Source organism: Streptomyces sp. FXJ1.172 (assembly GCF_001636945.3).
GTDB lineage: Bacteria > Actinomycetota > Actinomycetes > Streptomycetales > Streptomycetaceae > Streptomyces.
Genome location: NZ_CP119133.2, coordinates 2,983,877 through 3,005,420, shown reverse-complemented (window position 1 = coordinate 3,005,420; position 21,544 = coordinate 2,983,877). Strand labels below are relative to the sequence as shown.

The 21,544-nt window shown below is 71.9% G+C and carries 25 protein-coding genes and 1 pseudogene; 12 read left to right on the top strand and 14 right to left on the bottom strand.

Annotated elements, in window-relative coordinates; all coding sequences use genetic code 11:
* Positions 1-42: 42 nt before the first annotated feature.
* Positions 43-987 carry a hypothetical protein gene (locus A6P39_RS13235; RefSeq protein WP_199840967.1) on the bottom strand — a complete coding sequence of 315 codons (945 nt, stop codon included), beginning with the start codon at positions 985-987 and terminating at the stop codon, positions 43-45.
* An 80-nt stretch (positions 988-1,067) separates the two neighbouring features.
* Between A6P39_RS13235 and A6P39_RS13230 the strand changes: the two genes are divergently transcribed.
* The gene (locus tag A6P39_RS13230) at positions 1,068-1,262 is read left to right on the top strand and encodes a DUF3046 domain-containing protein (RefSeq protein WP_067053249.1); all 195 of its coding nucleotides are present in this window, start codon (positions 1,068-1,070) and stop codon (positions 1,260-1,262) included.
* A 74-nt stretch (positions 1,263-1,336) separates the two neighbouring features.
* Positions 1,337-1,705: pseudogene (locus A6P39_RS13225) on the top strand (hypothetical protein); the annotation flags it as partial.
* Here A6P39_RS13225 and A6P39_RS13220 read toward each other — a convergent pair.
* Complete coding sequence (locus A6P39_RS13220) at positions 1,654-2,397, bottom strand: hypothetical protein (protein ID WP_067053256.1); 744 nt, start codon at positions 2,395-2,397, stop codon at positions 1,654-1,656. The pseudogene A6P39_RS13225 and the gene A6P39_RS13220 sit on opposite strands and share 52 nt — an antisense overlap.
* A gap of 397 nt (positions 2,398-2,794) precedes the next feature.
* Between A6P39_RS13220 and recA the strand changes: the two genes are divergently transcribed.
* Together recA and recX are read left to right on the top strand one after the other, a co-directional pair.
* Positions 2,795-3,922: a recombinase RecA gene (gene recA, locus A6P39_RS13215; RefSeq protein ID WP_067053259.1), complete on the top strand. Its 1,128-nt coding sequence runs from the start codon at positions 2,795-2,797 to the stop codon at positions 3,920-3,922.
* Between the two features lie 3 nt (positions 3,923-3,925).
* The gene (gene recX / locus A6P39_RS13210) at positions 3,926-4,786 is read left to right on the top strand and encodes a recombination regulator RecX (protein ID WP_067053262.1); all 861 of its coding nucleotides are present in this window, start codon (positions 3,926-3,928) and stop codon (positions 4,784-4,786) included.
* Positions 4,787-4,892: 106 nt separating this feature from the next.
* Here recX and A6P39_RS13205 read toward each other — a convergent pair whose 3' ends face one another.
* From A6P39_RS13205 to A6P39_RS13170, 8 genes are all read right to left on the bottom strand, one after another.
* Positions 4,893-5,327, bottom strand: coding sequence for a rhodanese-like domain-containing protein (locus tag A6P39_RS13205; RefSeq protein ID WP_079133708.1), 435 nt, complete (start codon positions 5,325-5,327; stop codon positions 4,893-4,895).
* A complete protein-coding gene (locus A6P39_RS13200; RefSeq protein ID WP_067053267.1) occupies positions 5,324-5,857 on the bottom strand; it encodes a cysteine dioxygenase in 534 nt (177 codons plus the stop codon). The genes A6P39_RS13205 and A6P39_RS13200 overlap by 4 nt, the downstream gene beginning before the upstream one ends.
* Positions 5,858-5,928: 71 nt before the next feature.
* The gene (locus A6P39_RS13195) at positions 5,929-5,976 is read right to left on the bottom strand and encodes a hypothetical protein (protein ID WP_331454204.1); all 48 of its coding nucleotides are present in this window, start codon (positions 5,974-5,976) and stop codon (positions 5,929-5,931) included.
* 116 nt (positions 5,977-6,092) lie between these two features.
* Positions 6,093-7,697, bottom strand: a complete 1,605-nt coding sequence (locus A6P39_RS13190) for an FAD-dependent monooxygenase (protein WP_067053270.1) — start codon at positions 7,695-7,697, stop codon at positions 6,093-6,095.
* A gap of 177 nt (positions 7,698-7,874) precedes the next feature.
* Positions 7,875-8,768, bottom strand: coding sequence for an amino acid ABC transporter permease (locus A6P39_RS13185; RefSeq protein ID WP_067053273.1), 894 nt, complete (start codon positions 8,766-8,768; stop codon positions 7,875-7,877).
* Positions 8,765-9,430, bottom strand: coding sequence for an amino acid ABC transporter permease (locus tag A6P39_RS13180; RefSeq protein WP_067053276.1), 666 nt, complete (start codon positions 9,428-9,430; stop codon positions 8,765-8,767). Before A6P39_RS13180 ends, A6P39_RS13185 begins: the two co-directional genes overlap by 4 nt.
* 79 nt (positions 9,431-9,509) lie before the next feature.
* Positions 9,510-10,343, bottom strand: a complete 834-nt coding sequence (locus tag A6P39_RS13175) for a glutamate ABC transporter substrate-binding protein (protein ID WP_067053279.1) — start codon at positions 10,341-10,343, stop codon at positions 9,510-9,512.
* Positions 10,344-10,420: 77 nt separating this feature from the next.
* The gene (locus A6P39_RS13170) at positions 10,421-11,197 is read right to left on the bottom strand and encodes an amino acid ABC transporter ATP-binding protein (protein ID WP_067053283.1); all 777 of its coding nucleotides are present in this window, start codon (positions 11,195-11,197) and stop codon (positions 10,421-10,423) included.
* Between the two features lie 290 nt (positions 11,198-11,487).
* Between A6P39_RS13170 and A6P39_RS13165 the strand changes: the two genes are divergently transcribed.
* Together A6P39_RS13165 and A6P39_RS13160 are read left to right on the top strand one after the other, a co-directional pair.
* Positions 11,488-12,174 carry a response regulator transcription factor gene (locus A6P39_RS13165; protein WP_067053286.1) on the top strand — a complete coding sequence of 229 codons (687 nt, stop codon included), beginning with the start codon at positions 11,488-11,490 and terminating at the stop codon, positions 12,172-12,174.
* A 9-nt stretch (positions 12,175-12,183) separates the two neighbouring features.
* On the top strand, positions 12,184-13,587 hold the full coding sequence (locus A6P39_RS13160; protein WP_275883853.1) for a HAMP domain-containing sensor histidine kinase: 1,404 nt from the start codon (positions 12,184-12,186) through the stop codon (positions 13,585-13,587).
* A gap of 59 nt (positions 13,588-13,646) precedes the next feature.
* Here A6P39_RS13160 and A6P39_RS13155 read toward each other — a convergent pair whose 3' ends face one another.
* The gene (locus A6P39_RS13155; RefSeq protein WP_067054913.1) at positions 13,647-14,645 is read right to left on the bottom strand and encodes a TAXI family TRAP transporter solute-binding subunit; all 999 of its coding nucleotides are present in this window, start codon (positions 14,643-14,645) and stop codon (positions 13,647-13,649) included.
* A 107-nt stretch (positions 14,646-14,752) separates the two neighbouring features.
* Here A6P39_RS13155 and A6P39_RS13150 point away from each other — a divergent pair, with 107 nt between their 5' ends.
* Positions 14,753-15,181 (top strand): MazG nucleotide pyrophosphohydrolase domain-containing protein, encoded by a 429-nt coding sequence (locus A6P39_RS13150; protein ID WP_067054910.1) that lies wholly within the window; start codon positions 14,753-14,755, stop codon positions 15,179-15,181.
* Here the strand turns inward: A6P39_RS13150 and A6P39_RS13145 are convergent.
* The 3 genes from A6P39_RS13145 to A6P39_RS13135 all read right to left on the bottom strand — a co-directional run bounded on the left by A6P39_RS13145 (position 15,178) and on the right by A6P39_RS13135 (position 17,736).
* The gene (locus A6P39_RS13145) at positions 15,178-16,614 is read right to left on the bottom strand and encodes a hypothetical protein (RefSeq protein WP_067054907.1); all 1,437 of its coding nucleotides are present in this window, start codon (positions 16,612-16,614) and stop codon (positions 15,178-15,180) included. The genes A6P39_RS13150 and A6P39_RS13145 overlap by 4 nt on opposite strands.
* Before the next feature lie 294 nt (positions 16,615-16,908).
* On the bottom strand, positions 16,909-17,352 hold the full coding sequence (locus A6P39_RS13140) for a MarR family winged helix-turn-helix transcriptional regulator (protein WP_067054904.1): 444 nt from the start codon (positions 17,350-17,352) through the stop codon (positions 16,909-16,911).
* A 24-nt stretch (positions 17,353-17,376) separates the two neighbouring features.
* Entirely contained in the window at positions 17,377-17,736 is a 360-nt protein-coding gene (locus A6P39_RS13135; protein WP_067054901.1) for a DUF6204 family protein, read from the bottom strand.
* Between the two features lie 325 nt (positions 17,737-18,061).
* Here A6P39_RS13135 and A6P39_RS13130 point away from each other — a divergent pair, with 325 nt between their 5' ends.
* The 5 genes from A6P39_RS13130 (at position 18,062) to A6P39_RS13110 (ending at position 21,399) form a co-directional block, all read left to right on the top strand.
* Positions 18,062-18,628, top strand: coding sequence for a hypothetical protein (locus tag A6P39_RS13130; RefSeq protein WP_234379227.1), 567 nt, complete (start codon positions 18,062-18,064; stop codon positions 18,626-18,628).
* A gap of 85 nt (positions 18,629-18,713) precedes the next feature.
* Positions 18,714-19,397 carry a hypothetical protein gene (locus A6P39_RS13125; RefSeq protein WP_067054898.1) on the top strand — a complete coding sequence of 228 codons (684 nt, stop codon included), beginning with the start codon at positions 18,714-18,716 and terminating at the stop codon, positions 19,395-19,397.
* Positions 19,397-20,068, top strand: a complete 672-nt coding sequence (locus tag A6P39_RS13120; RefSeq protein WP_067054895.1) for an RES family NAD+ phosphorylase — start codon at positions 19,397-19,399, stop codon at positions 20,066-20,068. Before A6P39_RS13125 ends, A6P39_RS13120 begins: the two co-directional genes overlap by 1 nt.
* Positions 20,069-20,284: 216 nt before the next feature.
* The gene (locus A6P39_RS13115; RefSeq protein WP_067054892.1) at positions 20,285-20,554 is read left to right on the top strand and encodes a hypothetical protein; all 270 of its coding nucleotides are present in this window, start codon (positions 20,285-20,287) and stop codon (positions 20,552-20,554) included.
* A gap of 95 nt (positions 20,555-20,649) precedes the next feature.
* Positions 20,650-21,399, top strand: coding sequence for a PP2C family protein-serine/threonine phosphatase (locus tag A6P39_RS13110; protein WP_067054889.1), 750 nt, complete (start codon positions 20,650-20,652; stop codon positions 21,397-21,399).
* Positions 21,400-21,544: the final 145 nt, after the last annotated feature.

Below are 21,544 nucleotides of genomic sequence, written 5' to 3'. Positions count from 1 at the left end.
CCCGGTTCAGCCCGCGGCCCCGGCTCGCTCTGCGTCCTCGGCTCAGCCCACGAAGCGGCCGTACGATCTCAGGGTGCGCAGGGCCGCGATCGTCACCATGGCGCGGGCTTCCAGGGCGGGGGCGGGGGACCATGGGCGCCAGCGGATCGGCCAGCCGCCGTCGTCCTGTTGCCCGGCCGCCAGGTGGTCCAGGGAGCGGGCCATCTCGTCGTCCGTGAACCACGCGCGCGCGAGCGAATCCGGGTGTTTGGCGAAGTCGTGCGGGAAGTGGTGTTCGGCCGGGCCGTAGCCGGGCGTGACCGGGTAGGCGGCGAGCCGGTCCGGGTCCAGCGCCGCGAGCCGCTGCTCGCGCACCATGCGGCCCAGCCGGTCGGCGGCGGCCTGCGCGCGGGGGCGGTCGGGAACGGAGTCCAGGAAGGCCACGGCGGCCTCCACCTCGTAGGGGTGGGACTTGTCCAGGGACTCCACGGCCTGCCAGCAGAAGTCCGTGGCCCGGAACAGCCAGGCGTGCCACACCTCATTGCGGTGCAGCAGCCCGACCACCGGTCCGGTGGCGAGCAGTTCGCTGGGCGGATCGTCGAGCACCGGCACGAACGGGGCCACCGGATAGCCGCGCTGGCCGGGATGGACCGCCGGCAGGGCGCCGTCGGCCGTGGAGACCGAGGTGAGGTAGCGGCACACGCGCTCCACCCGCTGTCCGCCGCAGCGCCCGATGGCGTCGAGGACCCGCAGCGCGTGCGCGGTGTGCAGGGGCTGGCTCACGGGTCCGCGCAGATCGGGCTCCAGGGCGTGCCCGTACCCGCCGTCCTCGTTGCGGTAGGCGTCCAGCGCCGCTTCCACCGCGTCCGGAGTGCCGTGCAGGAAGTGGTAGGCGAACAGGCGCTGCTCCAGTACGCGCGCGGTGAGCCACACGAACTGTTCGGCGCGGAAGAGCGGGGAGCGCGCCTGGGACGTGGAGGGGAGCGGGGAAGCTCCGGTGTCGGCCATGCGTCAGACCGTAGGACGGAAAGCGGTCTCGGCAAGCCGTCCCGGCCGGGGCCCACCCCCAGGGGCGGGATACTGGAGTCATGCGGTTGACGGTCTTCTGGCAGCGGATGGCGGAACACTTCGGTCCGGGGTACGCCGACACCTTCGCGCGCGATCACGTCATGGCGGAGCTGGGCGGACGCACGGTGAACGAGGCGTTGGACGCCGGCTGGGCGGCGAAGGACGTGTGGCGCGTGGTCTGCACGGTCATGGACGTGCCGGGTGAGCGCCGCTGACGCGTGGGCCGCCGAATACTCCGCGGCTTGTTGTCCGATATGCGCCAATTGTCCGTGAAGGTGGCTGCGGTACGGCACTGATCTTCGGCTCGGTGATCGCGGGCACCGCGCTGCTCGGTGCCGTAGGCGCGCTGATCGCCATCCCGGCGGTGGCCACCCTCCAGGCCTTCCTGGGTGCGTACGTGAAGCGGTGCGCCGTCACAGACGATCCCCGGGTGCACGGGCACCGCGAACGGGGTCAGGGCGGCCCCGGGGTGCTCGCGCGCATACGCCGGCCGCGGGTCGGCGAGCCCGAGGCCGAGGAGGCGTCGTTACGGGCGTCCCGGTACGTCGGTCCCCTGCGGGCCCGGCGCCTCAGGGCCTTGTCCGTACCGGGCGCCTCAGGGCCCTGTCAGTACGCCAGCACCGCCCACACGCCCGCCCCGGCGACGGCCGCCGCGTAGCAGCCGACCGCAGTGGCCACGATCCGCCGGCGCGTCCGGTCGCTCCAGGGCGAGCGGGACAGCAGCCGGGCCAGCAGCGGCAGGACGAGCACGGCGTGCAGGCTCACGCCGTGCAGGGGCTTGAGCGGCGCCGTCGAGTGGTAGGCGGCCTCCTGGTGGCCGGTCCGGGTCAGCACGACCCCGCGCGCGATCATCGCCGCGCCCGAGGCCAGTCCCACCAGCAGGACGGCGAACCCGGAGCGGACCGCGAGCGGCATGCCGGCCGGGCCCGTCGGCCGGTGCCGGAAGGACGCGACGGCGAAGACCGTGAGCACGACCACCAGGACACCGCCGCCCACCGCCAGCGTCATGGACACCGCCGTGTCGAAGGGCGTCTCCATGTTCAGGTGCGAGGGCACCCGGCGCCAGGCCTGGAGAGTGATCCCGCCGACCTCCACCACGCAGTCGGCGGCGAAGACGAGCAGCAGGACCGAACGCAGCCGGTCCCCGACGCGCACGTACGACGTGACCCAGGTGATCGCGATCAGCGTCAGCCCGAAGGAGAGCCCGAACGTGAACGGCTTGCGCCAGGAGACCGGGCCGTACCAGGGGCCGCCGTCCACCGCGAACACCCCGAGATGCACGAGACCGGACAGGACGAGAAGCAGCCCCGTCGCATGACAGAGGCGTTCGACGGGGCGCGCAGTGTTCATGGGCCAAGGCTCGCGGGAGCGGCCCGCACGGTCGTCGTCCGGCCGAAGGCACCCGTCGTACGCCACCGGGAGTAGCCGCGTCCGGCGGCCGGGCGGCAGAGGTCAGCCGGGTCAGCTCCGCGCCCTCCCGGGAGGGGCCTGTCCGGTGCCGCACCTCCCGGCCGGCCGGGCGCCGTGGTGCGGTCCGGGTGGCACCACGGGTGGCGCTTGACACGAAAATCGAACATCCATTCTTATGGAAGCTCAGGCGAGGCTCAGGTGGTGGATTTCGTCCCGTTTTGCTGGAAGATGTCCCCGAGTTATCCACAGGCCAGGCCTGCGTCGGGGCGCATTGTCAGTGGCAGGCGTTAGCGTCTTTGACGTGAAGCGATCGACTCAAGCAAACCGGGTGGAACCCATGGCAGGAACCGACCGCGAGAAGGCGCTCGACGCCGCGCTCGCACAGATTGAACGGCAATTCGGCAAGGGCGCGGTCATGCGCATGGGCGAGCGGTCGAAGGAGCCCATCGAGGTCATCTCGACCGGCTCGACCGCGCTCGACGTCGCCCTCGGCGTCGGTGGCCTGCCGCGCGGCCGTGTCGTGGAGATCTACGGACCGGAGTCCTCCGGTAAGACGACCCTGACCCTGCACGCCGTGGCCAACGCCCAGAAGGCCGGCGGCCAGGTCGCGTTCGTGGACGCGGAGCACGCCCTCGACCCCGAGTACGCGAAGAAGCTCGGCGTCGACATCGACAACCTGATCCTCTCCCAGCCCGACAACGGCGAGCAGGCCCTGGAGATCGTGGACATGCTGGTCCGCTCCGGCGCCCTCGACCTCATCGTCATCGACTCCGTCGCCGCGCTCGTCCCGCGCGCGGAGATCGAGGGCGAGATGGGCGACAGCCACGTGGGTCTCCAGGCCCGGCTGATGAGCCAGGCGCTGCGGAAGATCACCAGCGCGCTCAACCAGTCCAAGACCACCGCGATCTTCATCAACCAGCTCCGCGAGAAGATCGGCGTGATGTTCGGCTCCCCGGAGACCACGACCGGTGGCCGGGCGCTGAAGTTCTACGCCTCGGTGCGTATCGACATCCGCCGCATCGAGACCCTGAAGGACGGCACCGAGGCGGTCGGCAACCGCACCCGCTGCAAGGTCGTCAAGAACAAGGTCGCGCCGCCCTTCAAGCAGGCCGAGTTCGACATCCTCTACGGCCAGGGCATCAGCCGCGAGGGCGGTCTGATCGACATGGGCGTGGAGCACGGCTTCGTCCGCAAGGCCGGCGCCTGGTACACGTACGAGGGCGACCAGCTCGGCCAGGGCAAGGAGAACGCGCGCAACTTCCTCAAGGACAACCCCGACCTGGCCAACGAGATCGAGAAGAAGATCAAGGAGAAGCTGGGCGTGGGTGTCCGGCCGGAGGAGCCCGCCGCCGAGCCCGGCGCGGACGCGGCGGTCACCACCGCGGCCGGCGACGACGCCAAGACGGCGCCCGCCCCGGCAGCCGCCAAGGCCGCCAAGCCCAAGGCCGCCGCAGCCAAGAGCTGACCCGTGACGCGACGAACCGACTGGGCCGAGTACGAGCACGCCACCCCCGGCGCCCCACGGGGGAGGGGCGCCGGGGCCCACCCGCACTCCGCCCCGGACGGTGACGACGGATTCACGGCCGACGGTTACGAGGGTCACGACGGGCGCGACGACCACCGCGGAACCGCGTACGAGGGCGGCGCCCACCCGGGCGGCCCGGGCGACGAGCCGTACGGGGGCGGCTCACCGCGCCGTGGTTCCGGCAGCGGCGGCGACCCGCGGGGCGGCCGGGGCCGGGGCCGGCGGCGGCGCGGCTTCGGAGACGCGCCCGGGCAGGACGAAGGCACCCCTTCCTCGTCGAGGGCCGAGCGGGGGGAGTCTTCAGGGGACCCGGCTGAGCGGGCACGGGCGATCTGCCTGCGCCTGATCACCGGGACCCCGCGCACCCGCAAGCAGCTCGCCGACGCCCTGCGCAAGCGCGAGATTCCCGAGGACGTGACCGAGGAGGTGCTGTCGCGATTCGAGGAGGTCGGGCTGATCGACGACGGCGCGTTCGCGGACGCCTGGGTGGAGTCCCGGCACCATGGCCGGGGACTCGCCCGCCGGGCCCTCGCCCAGGAGCTGCGCACCAAGGGGGTCGACTCGAGGCTGATCGACGAGGCGGTCTCCCAGCTCGACTCCGAGCAGGAGGAGGCCACGGCCCGCGAGCTGGTCGCCCGAAAACTGCGCGCCACCCGCGGCCTCGACCGCGACAAGCGGCTGCGCCGCCTCGCCGGCATGCTCGCCCGTAAGGGCTACCCCGAGGGCCTGGCCCTCCGCGTGGTGCGTCAGGCGCTGGAGGACGAGGGCGAGGACACGGAGTTCCTCGCGGAAGGGGACTTCTGAGTCTTCGGTCCCGGAGTCGGGGCGGGCGCCGGATCTCTCTCAACTCGCCGAGCCTGTAGGGAGGTCAGCCGCCGCTGAAGACGCCGGGCCACACGCCCCGTCCCGCTCAGGACCCCGCCGGCTCCACCGGTAGGCCCGCCGCTCGCCATGCCTGGAAGCCGCCCACCAGGTCCGTCGCCCGGTGCAGGCCCAGTTGGTGGAGGGAGGCGGCGGCGAGGCTGGAGGCGTAGCCCTCGTTACAGAGCACCACGACGCGCAGGTCATGGCCGGTGGCTTCGGGGACGCGGTGGCTGCCCTGGGGATCGAGGCGCCATTCCAGTTCGTTGCGCTCGATGACGAGGGCGCCCGGGATCACTCCGTCCCGCTCGCGCAGTGCCGCGTACCGGATGTCGACCAGCAGCGCCTCGCCCGACTGCGCCGCATCGTGCGCCTCCTGTGCCTCGATGCGCCGGTAGCCCGCGCGCACCCGCTCCAGCAACGCGTCGATGCCGATCGCCTCCGTCGAGACCTGCGCGGGCCCGTCCTTCGGGCCGGCGCTCACTGCCAGTCCTCCGGGCGCTCGACCTGCTCGAGGCGGAGCACCTGACCCGTGCGGCTGTAGCGCCGGATGCGCGGCAGCGGAGGGTAGTAGGCGTGCACGGAGATCGCGTGCTCGGTGCGGGACTCGTTGAGGACCTCGTGGACGTGGTGGCGGCCGAAGGCCCGGCCCTCGCCGGCCGCGAGGCGGCGTTCACGGTCGACACCCTCGGTGAGTTCCAGGGTCTGCCAGCCGTCGGTCGGGAGCCGGGCGGCGAGCGACTTCTCCTTGAGTACGCCCGCGGCTGCGACGAAGGCGCCGACCGACTCGGCGTGGTCGTGCCAGCCGGTGCCGGAGCCGGGCGGCCAGCCGATGAGCCAGGCCTCACTGCCGCCCGGGCCGTCCAGCCGCACCCAGGTGCGGCCCTCCGGGTCGAGCGGAAGGGAGGCGATCAGCTCGGCGTCGGCGGCCGTACGCCGGGCGAAGCCGAGAAGATCCGCCTCGGTGGGCGCCGAGCCGATGGCAGGGGACACGGAAGCAGGGGAGACAGACACGTGCACCGTCCTGGGAAGTTCGCGGAAACGGGCGCGCGACGGCGCCCGGAAAAGGCAAGGAGATGGCGAATTCAGCAGGACGAGCGACACACGCAGCCCGCGTAGCGGACGAGGTCCATGTGGACCCTCCGCCACAAGCGGACGCAGGTGTCGGTCATGGTCGGGAGTACAGCATGTGCGTGCACTGCGGTCAACTCACCGTCACCATGTGGACAGAGGGTGATCGGAGCGCGGGTCAGCGCGCGCTGGAGGCGGCCTCGGCCTCCTCCTTCGCCGCGCCCCCCACCGCCGCTTCCGCCGCCGTGTACAGGTCGGCCGGGCGGACCCCGCTCAACGCCGTGACCAGGTGGCCATCGGGGCGCACGAGCAGCACGCTGTGCGCCGGCGCACCCGGGTAGTCCTCCGCGACCAGCAGCTCGGCGGGGTGCGGCAGCGCGGTCACGGCCGCCGCGAGCCGGGGCATCACCCCGGCGGACATCCAGTGCTTGCGGTCCCACACGCCCGTGCCCGGCGCGATCAGGACGACCAGCAGGGCACCGCGGCCGAACCGGTCGCGCAGCCGGACGAAGGAGCCGTCCTCCGCGGTGACCCGCACGTCGGTGACCGGTGAACCCGGCGCGGTGCCGACCGGGATCTCGCCCTCGAGCTGCCGGGGCGCGAGCGGCGAGTCGGCGTACGCTCCCGGCGCGCCGAGCGGGCCGCGCCCCAGATGACCGTCCGTGAGCAGCGCGTCGTGGCCGCGCGCCGTGCCCGGCAGCATCTGGCGCAGCCCGCCGGCGCCGCGCAGCACCGGCAGCAACTGGTCGGCGGCGCGCAGCCGGGCGGCGAGCACCGCCCGGCGCTCGGTCTGGTAGCTGTCCAGCAGTGCCTCGTGGTGACCGTGGTGCCAGGCCGGGGCCAGCTTCCAGGCCAGGTTGTCGGCGTCCCGCAGGCCCTCGTCGAGCCCCTGGGTGCCGAGCGCGCCGAGCAGATGGGCCGCGTCCCCGGCGAGGAAGACCCGGCCGGCGCGCCAGCGGCGGGCGAGCCGGTGGTGCACCGTGTGGACACCGGTGTCGAGCAGGTCGTACGCCGGTGTGGAGCCGTCCGTCCAGCCCGCGAGGGTCTCTCGGATCCGGGCCACCAGGATCTCGGGCGTGACCAGGTCCTTGCCCGGGGGCAGCAGCCAGTCCAGGCGCCACGCGCCGTCCGGGAGGGGGCGGGCGGTCACCTCCCCGGCCGAGGGCCCGGACTGCCGCCACGGCGGCATCCGATGGAGCAACGCCCGGCCCTCCCACGGAAGTTCCGCCCGCAGTGCGGCGACCGCGTGCCGCTCCACGGCCGTACGCCCCGGGAAGCGGATGTCCTGGAGTTTGCGCACGGTCGAGCGGGGGCCGTCGCAGCCGACCAGGTAGCTGCCGCGCCACCAGGTGCCCTTGGGGCCTCGGGTGTGCGCGGTGATGCCGGAACGCTCCTGCTCGAGCGCGTCCAGGCGGCTGTCCGCGGCCAGTCGCACCAGTGGCTCGCCGGCGACGGCCGCGCGCAGGGCGGCGGTGAGGACGTGCTGGGCGATGTGCAGCGGGGCGGCGGGGTCGGCCTCGTCGAAGGTGATCTCGTTCATCACCTGCTTGCGCCGCAGGGACCGCCATCCGGCCCAGCGCACCCCGTGCTCACCGAGTGCCATCCCGGTCAGCCGCTCCAGCAGGGCGGCCGTGTCCTCGCGCAGCACGACGGTGCGCGCCGGGCGGGGTTCGTCCTTGCCGGGGCCCTCGTCCAGGACGACGGACGGCACCTCCTGGCGGGCCAGGGCCAGGGCGAGCGTGAGTCCGACGGGCCCCGCGCCGACGACGATCACCGGGTCCACGGCGTGCCGCCCCCTGTCCGCAGCGGTGCCTCGGCGGACGACGGTGAACAAGAAGGTGGAGCCGGGTGCACGATCACAGAACGTATGCAACCCATTGGCAGTGTTTGCGTCAAGCGACCGGAGGCAGTGGCGATCACGCCACTGCCTCCGGGTGATGCATTCGGGTTTGAGCGAGTGTCAGCGCTCGGCGCCGGTCGCCGCCGTTCCCGCGACGTCCGCCACGTCCTGCGCCCCGAGCACCGCGCCGGTCGACTTCTTGCCGCGCCGCAGCCGTCGCTCCAGCCAGCTCGCGAACGAGGTCAGCGAGAAGTTGATGACCACGAAGATCACGGCCACCACCGTGAAGGACGCGATGACGTTGGCGCCGTAGTAGCCGCTCATCGTGTTGGCCGACGACAGGAGTTCGGGGAAGGTGAGGACCGCGCCGCCGAGCGCGGTGTCCTTCACGATCACGACGAGCTGGCTGACGATCGCGGGGAGCATCGTGGTGACCGCCTGCGGCAGCAGGATGAGCCGCATCAGCTGCCCCTTGCGCAGGCCGATCGCCATGGCCGCCTCGGACTGCCCCTTCGGCAGGGCCAGGATGCCCGCGCGGACGATCTCCGCGAGCACCGACGCGTTGTACAGCACCAGACCGGTGACGACCGCGTACAGCGGACGGTCATCGGAACTCACGTTGGTGTACTGGCTGTACAGCGCCATTCCGAAGATCATCAGGACCAGCACCGGGATCGCGCGGAAGAACTCGACCACGACGGCCGCGGGTATCCGCACCCATGCATGGTCCGAGAGCCTGGCGATGCCGAAGAAGGCGCCCAGCGGCAGCGCGATGACCATGGCCAGCGCGGCGGCCTTCAACGTGTTCTGCAGACCGGGCCAGATGTACGTGGAGTAGGCCTCGGTGCCGCTGAAGAACGGCTTCCACAGCGCCCACTGCAGCTGGCCCTTGTCGTCGAGGGAGGTGTACACCCACCATGCGAGGGCCGCGAGGGCGACCAGGAAGACCGCCGTGTAGAGGATGTTGCGCCGCTTGGCGCGCGGCCCCTGGGCGTCGTACAGGACCGAACTCATCGCTTCACCGCCACCTTCTTGCCCACCCAGCCGAGGATCAGACCGGTCGGCAGCGTCAGGCAGCAGAACCCGAAGGCGATGACCGCGGAGATCGCCAGCAGCTGTGCCTCGTTCTCCACCATCTGCTTCATCAGGAGAGCCGCTTCCGCCACGCCGATCGCGGCCGCCACCGTCGTGTTCTTCGTCAACGCGATCAGCACGTTGGCCAGCGGGCCGACGGCCGCGCGGAAGGCCTGCGGAAGGACGACCAGACCCAGCACCTGGGTGAAGCTCAGGCCGATGGCCCGGGCCGCCTCCGCCTGGCCGACCGGCACCGTGTTGATGCCGGCGCGGATCGCCTCGCACACGAAGGCCGACGTGTAGACGATCAGACCCAGCACGGCCAGCCGGAAGTTGGTCGTGTCGACCTTGTCCGAGCCCAGGGTGACGCCCAGCGTGTTGCTCAGGCCGAGCGAGGCGAAGAGGATGATCACCGTGAGCGGGATGTTCCGCACGATGTTCACGTAGGCGGTGCCGAAGCCGCGCATCAGCGGCACCGGGCCCACCCGCATGGCGGCCAGCAGAGTGCCCCAGACCAGGGAGCCCACGGCCGACAGCAGCGTGAGCTGCACTGTCGTCCAGAAGGCGCCCAGCACGTCGTACTTGTCAAGAAAGTCGAACACGATCTCCCGCGCTTCCGCGTGTAGGGATGCCCCCGGTGCGCCGCCGCCGTCGCGGGCGGCGCACCGGCCGGGCCCTGCCTCAGCTCTTGATGTCGCCGATCTTCGGGGCGGGCTCGTTCTTGTAGTCGGCCGGGCCGAAGTTCTTCTTCACGGCCGCCTCCCAGGAACCGTCGGCGACCATCTCCTCGAGAGCCTTGTTGATCTTGTCCTTGAGGGGGCTGCCCTTCTTGACGCCGATGCCGTAGTTCTCGTTCGTCATCTTGAAGCCGCCGAGCTTGAACTTGCCCTTGAACTGGGCCTGGGCGGCGTAACCGGCGAGGATCGAGTCGTCCGTGGTCAGAGCGTCGATCGCCTTGCTCTGCAGACCGGTCAGGCACGCGGAGTAGGTCGGGTACTGCTGGAGCTGCGCCTTGGGGGCCAGCTTGTCGTGCACGTTCTGCGCCGACGTCGAGCCGGTCACCGAACACAGCTTCTTGTTGTTGAGGTCGGCGGGCGACTTGATGGAGCTGTCGTCCGCGCGCACCAGCACGTCCTGGTGGGCCAGCAGGTACGGGCCGGCGAAGTCGACCTTCGCCTGACGCTTCGGGGTGATCGAGTAGGTGGCGGCGATGAAGTCGACGTCACCGCGCTGCAGCATGGTCTCGCGGTCGGCGCTCTTCGACTCCTTCCACTCGATCTGGTCGGAGCTGTAACCGAGCTTCTTGGCGACATAGGTGGCGACGTCCACGTCGAAGCCCGCGTAGCCCTGCGGGGTCTTCTGGCCGAGGCCCGGCTGGTCGTACTTGATGCCGATGGCGATCGTCTTGCCACCGCCGGAGGAACCGCTGTCGTTCTTCTTGCTGCTGCACGCGGTGGCGGACACGGTGAGGGCCAGGACGACGGCCGAGACGGCGGTGACCTTGCGGAGCTTCATGCTGAACATCCTTCGGAAATGGTGCGGAACGAGGTCCGTTGGAAAAGGCGACCCGTGGTGCGGTGGGGGCGCTGCCGTCAGTGGTGCAGGATCTTGGACAGGAAGTCCTTGGCCCGGTCGCTGCGCGGGTTGCTGAAGAACTGCTCGGGCGCGGCCTCTTCGACGATCCGGCCGTCGGCCATGAAGACCACCCGGTTCGCCGCCGAACGTGCGAACCCCATCTCGTGCGTGACGACGATCATCGTCATGCCCTCACGGGCGAGCTGCTGCATGACCTCGAGGACCTCGTTGATCATCTCGGGGTCGAGGGCGGAGGTCGGCTCGTCGAAGAGCATGACCTTCGGGTCCATCGCCAGCGCCCGCGCGATCGCGACGCGCTGCTGCTGGCCGCCGGACAACTGGGCGGGGTACTTGTCGGCCTGGGTGCCCACCCCGACCCGGTCGAGCAGGGCCCGGGCCTTCTCCTCGGCCTGCTTCTTCTCCGCCTTGCGGACCTTGAGCTGGCCCAGCATCACGTTCTCGAGCACGGTCTTGTGCGCGAAGAGGTTGAAGGACTGGAAGACCATTCCGACGTCGGCCCGCAGCCGGGCCAGCTCCTTGCCCTCGTGGGGCAGGGGCCTGCCGTCGATCGTGATGTCGCCCGCGTCGATCGTCTCGAGACGGTTGATGGTGCGGCACAGGGTCGACTTTCCGGACCCGGAGGGCCCGATGACCACGACGACCTCGCCGCGGGCGATCGTCAGGTCGATGTCCTGGAGCACGTGCAACGCGCCGAAGTGCTTGTTGACGCTCTTCAGGACGACCAGTTCGTCGGACGTGACCGCGTCTTCCTTGGTCACCGATACATTGGTCATCGCTCTCGGGCTCCGTCCTCCTCGGTTTCGGAGGACAGTAATGAGCGGCTGTGACCTGCGTCATCACATCTGAGGGAGATCTGAGCATCACGATCCGATAGCAATCGGACACGTGTCGTAGCACTTCGCGCCCGCGCGCGTATCGGCCGGATAACGGAAGCGGCGGGCAACCAGAACCCTCTTGACGCCGTCCTTGTCCATCGGCGTCACTTCCATGGTGCACGCGCGCGTGCAGCTACAAGACGCATGAGAACTGACACCGTACGACCGCTGAACCGGAGGGGGCCGGGATGAGACTGCTGCTCGTCGAGGACGACAACCACGTCGCCGCGGCCCTGTCCGCCGTCCTCGCCCGGCACGGCTTCGAGGTCACGCACGCGCGCAGCGGCGAGGAGGCCCTGCAGGCGCTCGTCCCCGAGAGCGACGGTTTCGGTGTCGTCCTGCTCGACCTGGGCCTGCCCGACCAGGACGGCTACGAGGTCTGCGGCAAGATCCGCAAACGCACCAGCACCCCGGTGATCATGGTCACCGCGCGCTCCGACGTCCGCTCCCGCATCCACGGGCTCAACCTGGGCGCCGACGACTACGTGGTGAAGCCCTACGACACCGGGGAACTCCTCGCCCGTATCCACGCCGTCAGCCGGCGCACCGCGCACGAGGACGTGGGGCCCGGCGGCGACGACTCCCTGCTGCTCGGCCCGGTCCGCATCGAACTGCCCACCCGGCAGGTCACGGTGCAGGGTTCGGTCATCCAACTGACCCGCAAGGAGTTCGACCTGCTCGCCCTGCTCGCACAGCGCCCCGGTGTCGTCTTCCGCCGGGAGCAGATCATCAGCGAGGTCTGGCGCACCAGTTGGGAGGGCACCGGCCGCACCCTGGAGGTGCACGTCGCCTCCCTGCGGGCCAAGCTGCGCATGCCCGCGCTGATCGAGACCGTACGCGGCGTCGGCTACCGGCTCGTCGCCCCGGCCGCCTAGCGGGGCCGGGTGCGCGCACGCCTGCTGCCGCTGCTCATCGTCCTGATGGCGGCCGTCCTCCTTGCGCTCGGCCTGCCGCTCGCGATCAGCGTGGCCGCCGCCCAGCAGCAGAAGGTCGTCGTCGACCGGATCGACGACACGGCACGCTTCGCCGCGCTCGCCCAGTTCGTCACCGACGGCCCCAGCGGCTCCCGCCGCACCAGCACGGACGAGCGCCTGGAAGCCCTGCGCAGCGAACTCGACAGCTACTACGGCGTCTACGGCATCAGCGCCGGCGTCTTCTACCGCAACGGCTCGGCGATGGCCAACGCGCCCGGCGACTGGTTCGTACCGCCGAAGGGGGAAGTCCGGGACGCCTTCGAGGAGGCGCTGCTCAGCCGGCGCAGCCACGACCCCCGGCAGGTGTGGCCCTGGCAGCACAGCCGACTGGTCGTCGCCTCGCCGGTGATCCGGGACGGGGACGTCGTGGCGGTCGTGGTCACCGTCTCGCCCACCGGGCAGATGCGCTCACGCACCCTGCGCGGCTGGCTGCTCATCGGGGCCGGCGAGAGCGCGGCGATGCTGCTGGCCGTCGGCGCGGCGCTGCGGCTGACCGGCTGGGTCCTCAAGCCGGTGCGCGTGCTGGACGCCACCACCCACGACATCGCCACCGGACGGCTGAAGTCCCGGGTCGCGGCGGCCGGCGGGCCGCCGGAACTCAGACGGCTGGCCCGCTCGTTCAACGAGATGGCGGACAACGTCGAGGACGTGCTGGAGCAGCAGCGTGCCTTCGTCGCCGACGCCTCGCACCAGTTGCGCAACCCGCTCTCGGCGCTGCTGCTGCGCATCGAACTGCTCGCCCTCGAACTGCCGGAGGGCAATGAGGAGATCGCCTCGGTCCGCACCGAGGGCAAGCGCCTCGCGCAGGTCCTGGACGACCTGCTCGACCTGGCGCTGGCCGAGCACGCCGAGGCGGACCTGTGCCTGACCGACATCGGCGCGCTGGCCGGGGAGCGGCTGGCCGCCTGGTCACCGGCGGCCGACGCCAAGGGCGTCCGGCTGACCGGTGACTGCCCGCCCACGACCGGCTGGGCGGACCCGATCACCCTGTCCAGCGCCCTGGACGCGGTGATCGACAACGCCGTGAAGTTCACCCCCGAGGGCGGCACGGTGGAGGTCACCGTCACCGCCGACGGTGACACCTCCACGGTAGTCGTCACCGACACCGGGCCCGGCCTCACCGACGAGGAACTCGCGCGCGTGGGCGACCGTTTCTGGCGCAGCGGCCGCCACCAGAACATCAAGGGCTCGGGCCTCGGCCTGTCCATCACGCGCGTGCTGCTCGCGGCGGGCGGCGGCTCGATCGCCTACGGCCACCACGAGCCGGGCGGACTGCGGGTGACGGTGACGGTGCCACGGCACGGCGACCGCTGAAGGAGCCGGGGAGGGGGGAGTCCCGTACGGCACCGCGTACGGGACTCCCGCCCGCCCCTTCAGGGCTTCATCGAGCGGTAGTAGCGGCGCGCGCCCTCCTGCAGCGGCAGGGGGTCGGTGTAGATCGCGGTGCGCAGGTCCACCAGCTGGGCGGAGTGGACATGGGCACCGATGCCGTCGCGGCTCTTGATGACGGTGCGGGTCACCCACTCGGTCAGGCGCGGGTCCACGTCCGTGCGGGTCACCAGGATGTTGGAGACGGCGATGGTGGGGACCTCGTTGCCCTGCTGCACGGCCGGGTACGCCGATTCGGGGATGTTCGTGGCCCGGTAATAACGGGCCTGCTGGCCCTGGTCGTGCAGCTTGGTGACGAGGTCGCCGTCGATCGGCACGAACTTGAAGGCGGACTTCCTCGCCAGCGGGAGCAGCCCCTTGGTGGGCAGCCCGCCCGACCAGAAGAAGGCGTCGATCTTGTTCTGTTGCAGCCGCTCGGGCCCGGTGTCGATGCCGTCGCCGACGGGGGTGATGTCCTTGCGCGGGTCGATGCCGGCGGCCTTGAGCACCCGGTCGGCGATCAGCCGCACCCCGGAGTCGGGCAGACCGGTCGCCACCCGCTTGTGCCGCAGGTCCGCGAGGCTCCGGATGTCCGAGCCGCTGCGCACGATGAGATGCACGTAGTCGTCGTAGAGCCGGGCCACCCCGCGCAGCCGCCCGGCACCGCTGCCGTGGCCCAGCTCGTACGTCTCCACCGCGTCGGCCGCCGCGATGGTGAAGTCGGCCTTGCCGGTCGCCACCCGCTGGACGTTCTCCTGCGAACCGGCGCTGCCCAGCAGTTGCACCTTCAGCCCGGGCATGTCCTTGCGCAGCTCGGTGCGCAGCCGCTCGCCGTACTCCTGGTAGACCCCCGAGGACGTGCCCGTGCTGAAGACGATCGTCCCGCTCGGCGGCTTCTCGCCGAGCGGCAGCAGCCACCACAGCAGCAGTCCGAGCGTCACTGCTGCGGCGGCCGCGGCAGGCAGCGCGCGGCGCCCGCTGATCCGGGGGAACACCTTCGACATGCGGCGATCCTGCCAGCCCGGGCACGGCGCTGACCAGGGCCGGGGTCACTCGGGGCGGCACGACGCGGACCACGGGCACTGTCAGTGGTGGTCGTTAGAGTCGTCGCATGAGCACTTCGCCCGCAGACCTCGTCCGAGAGTTCCACCGTGCCTTCGGCCTGGACGCCCGCAGTACGCCGACGGAGGTGGACCCCGAACTGGCCGAGCACCGCGGGCAACTGCTCGCCGAGGAGGCCGCGGAGGTCGCCGAGGTCGCGGTCCACGGCCCGCTGGACAAGCTCGCGCACGAACTGGCGGACGTGGTGTACGTCGCGTACGGCACGGCTCTGGTGCACGGCGTCGACCTCGATCAGGTGATCGCCGAGATCCACCGCGCCAACATGAGCAAGCTGGGCCCGGACGGCCAGGTCGCCCGCCGCGCCGACGGCAAGGTCCTCAAGGGGGAGTACTACCGGGCCCCGGACGTCTCGGCGGTCCTGCGCCGCCAGGGCTGGATACCGGCGGCGCAGGAGGGTGCCTCGGGCCCGCGCGACTAGAGCGACGGGATCCGGCCGCCGGCCAGCCGCCACTCGCGGTGCAGCGCGCCCAGCGGGATGTCCCGCTGCACGACCGGTGTGCCGAAGACGGACAGCTGGAGCCGCAGGGTCCCGGACAGGTCGACCCCGCCGTACACGCCCCAGGTGCCCCCGGTCCTCGTCCCGCCCCGGCCCAAGGAACCGGTGAGCGTGCCGGAGGCCTCGCCGCGCAGGTACGGGGCCAGGTCGGCGGTGACACCGACGGTGCCGTACAGCCCGACCGAGGCCTCGGCGCCCAGCGCCGTGCGCAGGCTGCCGTCGGCGGTGACGGAGGCGTGTACGGGGGTGCTGTGCATGTCCGAGGAGCTGACCGGCGTCCAGCTGCGGCCCGGGCCGAAGGCGCCGCCCGCCTTGAAGGCGCCCTTGAGGTTCTGCTCCACGTCGACGGAGACGTGACCGTCGCCGCTGACCTGGACGTAGGCGGTCAGATCGAGGTTGACGACGACGGGGACGGGGCCGACCTGGAGCACGGGGTCCGCGTGCAGTCTGGCGAACGGGATGCGCAGCGGGGCGCCCGTCGCCTGGGCGGCCCGGCCCCGGACCGCCCAGCCCGAGGTCCAGGTGCCGGACACACCGAGGTACGCCGAGCCGGGTGGCGCGTCGGGGCCGCTGCCGCCGTAGGCGAAGTCGACCTGCGGGGCGACCTGGACGAAGCCGCGCACCGAGGCCGTGGCGGAGGCCGGGGCGCCCTTGGCCGTCGGCACCTCGGCGCCCACGTCGAGCCGGAGGCTGCCGAGCGGCACGGTCGCACCCTTGGGGCCGGCGTGCACGTCACCGGCCTTCGACCAGGACACCTTCACATCGGGCAGCAGTTTGTCGACGGTGAAGGAGGAGGGGTCGACCGGCACGGCACCCTTCGCCGTGTCGGCGCCGAGCAGCGCGTTGAGCGTGGCCGGTTCGGTCTGGACCTCCGTGCCGCGGTCCGTCTCGCCGAGCACCTTGGTGACCTTGGCGAGCAGCCCGTGCGGCGCTCCCGGCGCGGGCGCGCTGGCGATCACCTCGCCGGGGGCGGCCCGGTGCGCGGCGGGGGATACGGAAGGGGATACAGGTGGGGATACAGAAGGGGACGCGGGCGAACTTCCCTGGTGCGTGGGCTGGTCGGTGAGGACGGCACGCCGGGTGCGGCCGTCGTAGGAGTGGACGGCGAGCGTGGTGCGGTGCGCCCGCTGTCCGGAACCGGGCGGGCCTGCCGCGGCGGTCGTGGCGGCGGCGGGAGCGGCGGCCACGGTGAGTGAATGGTCCGCGGCGTCGGCGGGTGACTCGGTGGCCGTGAACCGCTGTTCCTGCCCGGCGCTCGCCGGTGGCTCGGCGTGCGGGGCGGGCGAGGAGCAGGCCGCGGCCAGGAAGAGGGTGGTCACGGCGAAGGCGGGCAGCAGGGCACGCCTGTGCCTCATGCGTCTGCGCAAGGTCGGGTCCTGTGTGGAGTGGGGGGTGGCAGAGAGGTGCCGGCGAGTTATCTACTCATAGGTAGAACCGGCCGGTAACTCGGTGACGAGCACCGAGCATGTCACGCCGCACTCATCGTTCCCTCACCATCCGGCCACAAGCGAACGTGAGGTGTGACACGGCGAGTTCGGGCCAGGGCCGGCTGAAGTGGGCCACTGTGGGGGCGTCGTGCGGGCCGGCCGCCGCCCGGACGCGGACGGCGGCCCGGATCCTGCCCGGATGATCCGTCAGGTCGGCGCGAATCAGTGCCTGTTGAGGCCGGTGCCGCCGAGCCGGGTCAGCAGGGCCGACAGCAGGGCGATGTCCCCGGCGTTCCACGCCGGGGAGGCGAAGACCTCGGCGGCGGTCTCCTCGGCCGTGCCGAGCATCTCCGCCAGGCGTCGCCGGCCGGTCGCGGTCAGCGACGCATACGCCACGCGCGCGTCCCTGGCGTCGGTCTCGCGGGTCACCAGTCCGATCCGCTCCAGGGGAGCCAGCCCGCGTGTGACTCCGGAGGCGGTCAGTCCCAGCGTCTCGGCCAGGTCGACCCGGCGCATGCGTCCGCCGGGTGCCTGCCCCAGCCGCAGCAGCAGGGTGAAGTCGGCGAGGCTGACCCCGTGCAGTCCGCTCAGCCGGGAGTCGAAGCGCCGTACGAGCGCGGTCTGCGCCCGCACCAGCCGCAGGGCCGCGTCGAGAGCGTCACTCATTGCCACATCCTTGAGTACTCAAGTTTATGCGCCGTGGGAGCGGGCGGCGCGTCGCTGGCGCTTGCCCAGCGGCGCCTGGGAGAGGTCCTCGGCGCTGGAACGGAGGTTCTTGAAGCCGTAGCCGCGCTCGGCCAGCCAGGCCTTCGCCGCCTCCTCGGCCCGCTCGGTCGCCTCCAGGATGTCCTCCTCTTCCTCGCCGGTGTCGGAGAAACGGAAGACGAAGGCGGGGCGGGCGGCGATGTCGTAGGTGAGGGTGCCCTCGGGGGTGAACGCGGCCAGCAGCACGTCGTGTTCGGCGGCGTCGGCCAGCAGCGCGGCCCGCTGGGTGCCGGTGAGGCCGTCGAAGACGCCGCGGACGGTGATCCGGAAGGTACGGGTACTCATTCCGCGACCATAGGCGCAGGGGGTGCGTGGACTCCACCGGGTTTCCGGAGCCCACACGCCCGCCGTCCCGCGCCCTTGGGCGTCGCCCGGGCGAAGACAGGGCGTCGCCCGGGCCCGTGTTCCCCTGGCCCGTCGACCGCTGCTTCGCTGGTGCTTGGTGCTTGGTGCTTGGTGCTTGGTGCTTGGTGCTTGGTGCTTGGTGCCGGGTGCCGGGTGCCGGGTGCCGGGTGCCGGGTGCCGGGTGCCGGGTGCCGGTAGTTCGGGTGGCGGCAGCCGGGTGGCGGCAGGCCGGACGGTGGGCGACAAGGCGGTGGAGGGGCGGGGCATGGACGGTGGGGACATCGCGGGTGCGACCGGGTCGGTGCTGGTCGCGGTCGTCGGGGTCGTAGGGACGTTGCTGTCCGCGCTGCTGACCCAGCGTGCGGCCGACCGCAGCCGTCGGCGTGAGCTGGAGCATGCCGGGCGGGCGAAGGAGCGGCGCAGGCACACCCAGGAGCTGCGCTCGTGCTACGTCGCGCTCAACACCGCCGCCCGGCAGTATCTGGCCGCGCTCACCGACCAGTTGCACGCCCTGGGCCGCGACGCGGAGGCGCTGGTGGTGCGCCAGCGGCTGGCCGAGGCGCGCGACCAGTACCGGGACGTGTACGCGGAGGCGCAGATGCGGGTACCGGACCGGGTGCTCGCGCTCGCGGGCGACCTCAGCCGTGAACTGGGCGTGGTGTACGGCATGGTTCGCCGGCTGGACGAGGGCGCTGCGCGCACGGGGGACGCACCGGACGCCGTACGGGCGGGCATTGACGCGCAGTGGAACCGGCTGCGGCGGATGCGGCGCGAGATGCGGGCCGACCTGGGCGCGTCCGGGGTGGATTCCGGGCGCGAACAGGGCAGTTGAGCAATCGTGGCGCCCTCGGCCACGCGTCCGGGCATAGTGACGATGATCCCAGGAAGGGAAAGGTCAGGGCAGAAGGGAGCACGGCGTGAACGGCGACGGCGCGGGAGCGGCGGAGTGGCTGCTCGCTCTGATCGGCGCACACGGGGACGGTATCCGCGAGGCCCTGGACGAGGGGCAGTACGCGCTGCTGCTCACCCGCCTCGAGGCGCTCGCCGGGACGGCGCCGGACGAGGAGCGGGCGGTGCGCCGGGCCCTTCAGGGCGTCCGCCTGGCGCTGCTGGCGCTGCCGCGCGACCATCCGGTGTACGCGGCGCTGGACTCCCCTCGGCTGGTCGCGGCGACGCCACCCGGACCGGGGACCGTGCCTGTGGCCCAGGAACTGCTGCGGCGGCTCCGGATCGGTCCGCCGGCACACGAAACGGCGTACGTGGACGAGGAGTTGGAGCAGCTGCGGCAGGCGTCAGGTCTCTCGGCGGACGAGGCGCGGGCCCGCTGCGGCGGTCCGCCGCCGCCCGAGCTGATCAGGCTCCGGGATCCCGACGCGGGTGAGCGCTACCCGGAGTTCCAGTTCACCGAGGGCGGCGGGAGCCCGTACGAGGTCGTACTGGAGGTCAACCGGCTGCTGCTCGCCGAGATCGACCCCTGGGGCGCCGCGGCCTGGTGGCTCGGCGTCAACACCTGGCTGGGCGGTACCCCGGCGTCGCTGCTCGGCAGGCTGCCCGACCACCGGCTGGTCGGCGCGGCCGGCGCACTGGCGGAGGGAGAGTGATGAGCGGCTTCTTCCCCATGATCGACCTGGAACTGCGCCCCAACCGCCAAGTGATCCCGGCCGGCACGGAGCTGTGGCGCGTGCACCAGTCCACGTACGCCCCGGACCAGTTCAACCCGAAACTCGCGGACATCCACTTCGACGGGGGCCGTTTCGAGGGCACCGTGCTGGATCCCTACCACAGCCTGTATCTGGCGGACAGCGCGCTCACCGCCCTCGCGGAGAGCGTGCTGCGCTCCCGGCCCTTCGAACTGCCGCGCGGCAGGCGGACGATCCCGTTCCGCACGATCTGGCGGCGGTCGCTGAGCGCGCTGCGCACCCGGTACGAGCTGAACCTGGTCTCCCTGGTCGACGGCAAGGACCTGGCCGCCGTCTGCCAGGACTCCACGCTGCTGGAGGACGAGAGCAACTACGCGAAGGCGCGGCGCTGGTCGAGCGAGATCCGGGCGCAGGCGCCGGACGCCATGGGGCTGGTCTGGGAGTCCCGGCGCAACCGGTCCCAGCTCGCGATGGTGCTCTTCCACGACCGCTTCGGGCACGGCGACGGCCCGCCGCTGGAGGTGCTCGGGGACCGGGGCATCGCGGACCTCGGCTCACAGGAGGGCCGCAAGCGGGCCAACGAGATCCTCGAGCCGCTGCGTGCGGAGATCTCGGAGCCGGTGTGGCCGTGAGGCGGGTTCCCGGACGCCGCTCACCGGCCGGCCCTCGCGCGGAGGCGGGCTGTCACCCGATGTGCCCACTCCCGTACAGTCCGTGCCGCCAGGGCGTCGGCACGGCCGAGTACGACGGTTGACCAGCCGGGGCGGAGTACGCCATCACCGTCCGCCCCGACGGCCCCGCCCCCGCGTCCTTGGCACCGCCGCCACGTGATCCCCTACGGTAGGGACATGACCGAGATCGTCGTCGTGTACGAACTCGACAGGCCCGGGGCCACGGGCGCCACGGGCGGTGCGCAGCGGGCCGTCCGCGCGGTGCACGCGGCGTCCACCGCTCCCGGCAGGCCTGCCGACACCGGACCGCGGACCCTGTGCGGCAAGGACACCTTCGCCATGGAAAGGGCGCGCTGGAAGCCGTCGGAGCATCCCCAAGAGTCGTGGTACCCCACGGAACACGCGTCCGTGGTCTGCTCCGACTGCGACGCCGTCATGGCGGTCTGACCTGGGCGGACGCCCCGGGCGCAGGTCGGCTCGCCTACCCTTGAGGCAGGAGCCGGCCGACCGCTGCGGCCCGTGCGGGAAGGCGGTGGCGTTCCATGCGGTACGCGACTGTGAGTGCGCTGAGCCATCCCGGGCTGCTCCGCGAACGGAACGAGGACAGCCTGGTGGCCGGGCCGTGGACCCTGTGCGCCACGGTGACGGAGAGTCCGCAGACCCTGGTCTTCCCGCTCGGCACACCTCTGGTCGTCGCGGTCGCCGACGGGCTCGGCGGGCATCCCGGCGGCGACGTGGCCAGCGCCCTCGTGGTGCGCCGGATCGCGTCCGTCGGCCCCGTCCTGAGCAGCGAGAACGCCATCCGCGACGCCGTGCACGCCTGCAATCGCGCCGTGTACGACGCCGTCGCCGGCGACGCGGGCGACGAGCTGGCCACCATGGGTACGACGATCGCCGGCACCGTCGTACGGCCTGGCTCGCTGCTGGCGTTCAACGTGGGCGACAGCCGGGTCTTCGCGGCCTCCCGCGACGGGCTGCGCCAGGTGAGCGTCGACGACAGCCCCCCGCTCGAACCCGGGCAGCGCACCACCTCCATCGTCACCCAGTGCCTGGGCGGCAGCCGCGCGTACCGCTCCGTCCACCCCCATGTGACGGCCGAGTCCCTGTCCGACGGCGACCGGTACCTCGTCTGCACCGACGGTCTGACCGATCCGGTGCCACCGGAGGTGCTCGAGGACGTGCTGCGGGAGTACGACGACGGCCGGGCCGCCTTCGAGTTGTGGAAGGCCGCCATCGCGGCGGGCGGCCCCGACAACATCACGCTGGCGGTCGTACGCGTCGCCGACACCTAGGCCCCCGGCACCGCGAGAAACAGCCGTCCCTCCTGCCCCCCGGAGGCGGTGAGCGCCCGCCAAGAACCCTGCTACCTGCGGAAACTTCCTGATCGACAGGGCGAACTGTGATGTCACTCACGGCGGTTCGAGCGTTTCTCAGGTA